The organism is Nocardia sp. 2TAF39 (genome assembly GCF_052114905.1).
Taxonomy (GTDB): domain Bacteria; phylum Actinomycetota; class Actinomycetes; order Mycobacteriales; family Mycobacteriaceae; genus Nocardia.
The window spans coordinates 1-2,421 of record NZ_JBFRFQ010000120.1 but is presented as its reverse complement, the minus strand read 5'-3'; the positions used below and the strand labels follow the sequence as shown (position 1 = coordinate 2,421).

Below are 2,421 nucleotides of genomic sequence, written 5' to 3'. Positions count from 1 at the left end.
TGACTGTGCTCGCCGAAACGCCCCACCCGTACTCGCCGAAATTCCCCACCCGTGAGCGGTGTCGATTATAGGGGTTCACGGTTGCCGGTGGTGGCGCGGCGGAGGTTGTCGGCGGTGGCTTGGTGATCGCGGAGCCGGTAGGAATCGCCGTCGAGGTTGATGACCATCGACCGGTGCAGGAGCCGGTCGAGCAGGGCCGCGGCGACGGTGTTGTCGCCAAGGATTTCGCCCCAGGAGCCGACGCCGCGGTTGGTGGTGATCACGATCGAGGTTTTCAAATAGCGTTGCGACACAACCTGAAACAGCGCGGACGCGGCCTCGGCCGGCAAGGGCAGGTAGCCGAGTTCGTCGATCACGAGCAGCGCCGGTCCGGCGTAGAAGCGCATGGTGGTGGCCCAGCGGCCCTCGATCGCTGCGCGGTGGCAGCGGGCGGCCAGGTCGGCGGCGGTGGTGAAATAGGTGCGGTAGCCGGCGTGCGCGGCCGCCCGCGCGAGGCCCGTTGCCAGATGCGTCTTCCCTGTGCCGGGCGTGCCGATGAGCAGGACGTTGGTAGCGGTTTCGAGGTAGCGGCAGGTGCCGAGCTCGTCGAGTAGCGGCCGGTCGATGCCGGAGGCGGCGTCGATATCGAAGTTGGCCAGCGACGCCGGTGTGGGCAGGTTCGCGAACCGCAGCCGGCCGGTGAGCCTGCGGGCTTCGGTGTCGTGGACCTCGATCCGCAACAGCTTCTCCAACGTGGCTGTCGCCGAGAGGTTTTGCGTGGTGGCATCCTCCAGGACCGATGGCAGGGCTTCGGCGGCGGCGTGCAGTTTGAGTGTGGCCAGGTGCGACCGGAGTTGCTGATAGCGGGTCGCGGTTTCGTCGGCGCCGATGGCTTTGGTGGCGCGGCGGCCGGTCTTCTTCGGGGCAGGGCTGGTAGYCATTTGCGGCTCCTGGCGGTGGCRGCGCGCTCGTAGGCGGCCAGATCGGTGACTGTGGCGTTGGCAGCACTCGTGGCGGTGGCGGTGGTGTTCGCGGGGTCGGCGGCGGCTCGTAAGGCCGCGGCGGCGGCTCTGGCGGCGTCGCCGGGTGGGATGCGTTCCTTGCGGCGGTGGGGGCGGCCGGTGTTGGCCGCGGCCATCGCCGCGGTGTCGAGTGCGACGACGTGGCCGTGGTCACGAACAGTGGCGCCCAGGCCGTCGGCGGCGCGTTCGTGGCGAGCGATCACAATGCCGTCGGTGGTGGCGATGTCGATGATGTTGCCGCGCAACGGTTGTGCGACGATCACTGTCGCTGACGCCAGTTCCGGTGGCACCGAGTAGCGGTTGCCTCGCCAGGAGATCATCGCCTGCCGAGATGCGACCCGAGGTTCGGCGACCAACGCCGGATACGGTTCGGCAGGTAACGGCCGCAACGGTTCTCGCGCGGCGACGGTCGCGACACTGGCGCGTCCGTCGGCAGTCGGCCGCAGCCGGGTGTCCCCGCGCAGCGAACAGAACTTGTCCACGGACGCTTGGGCTTGCTCGACGGKCATCTCATCGGCGAGTGTGCGCCACCAGCGTTGCGCGGCAGTGTGATTGACCTTCTCGACCACGCCCTTGCGGTTCCCGCGCCGAGGTGGGCAGATCGCCGGCGCCACGGCGTAGTACTTCAGCACCGCCGCGAACGAGGCGGTCACCTGACCGCTGGACGGGTGGCAGACCGTGGACATACGGTCGAACCGCCATGACCCGGTCACCCCGCCCAGTGCGCGGGTGACACGGTCGAGTCCTTCGATCAGGTGCGGCTGGTCGGTGCTGGGCGCGAGATAGCCGCGCCAGCGGCCCGAGTGGGCGAGCGACCCGACCAGCAGGTGCGCGTTCGCGCCCCACCCCCACGAGGCGGGCGGATTCGGCAGCTCAACCCAATCCCATTGGGTTTCACCGCCGGGCGGATGCGGGATGACGGCGTTGGGGCGTTCGGTCGCGGTCCGGCACGCCTGGCAGACCGGCCGCAGTTTGCGGGTGCGGATGTTGCGGGTCAGCGACTGATACGACAGCGGGTACCCGAGGGGCTCCAACTCGTCCATCAACGTCTGCGCCCACAAGTGCGGGTCTTCTTCCAGGCGAGCGGTCACGTAGTCGACGAACGGTTCGAACGGATCCGGCAGATGCCGTTTCCGCACGCCAGGGGCGCGTTCCCCGGCCAGATACGCACGAATCGTCTTACGGTCACGGCCGGTATGCCGGGCGATCTGCGAGATCGTCCAGCCTCGGGCGCGCAGGGCACTGATTTCCACATCTTCCTCACATGTCAACATGGAAAAGCGGGCCTCCTCCGAACGAAAGAGCTGGTCAGGTGTGGTAACCACCAGCTTCGGAGGAGGCCCGCCCTTCACGGCGGAGCCACACGGGACAAATGGGAATTTCGATGAGCGTCAGTGGGGAAATTCAGCGAGCGCCGTCA

The 2,421-nt window shown here is 68.2% G+C and carries 1 protein-coding gene and 1 pseudogene; both read right to left on the bottom strand.

Going from position 1 to position 2,421, the window contains the following annotated elements; translation table 11 throughout:
• Positions 1-65: 65 nt before the first annotated feature.
• A complete protein-coding gene (istB, locus tag AB4Z47_RS30550) occupies positions 66-920 on the bottom strand; it encodes an IS21-like element helper ATPase IstB (protein WP_441956163.1) in 855 nt (284 codons plus the stop codon).
• Between the two features lie 5 nt (positions 921-925).
• Positions 926-2,275: pseudogene (locus AB4Z47_RS30545) on the bottom strand (Mu transposase domain-containing protein); the annotation flags it as partial.
• Positions 2,276-2,421 lie beyond the last annotated feature (146 nt).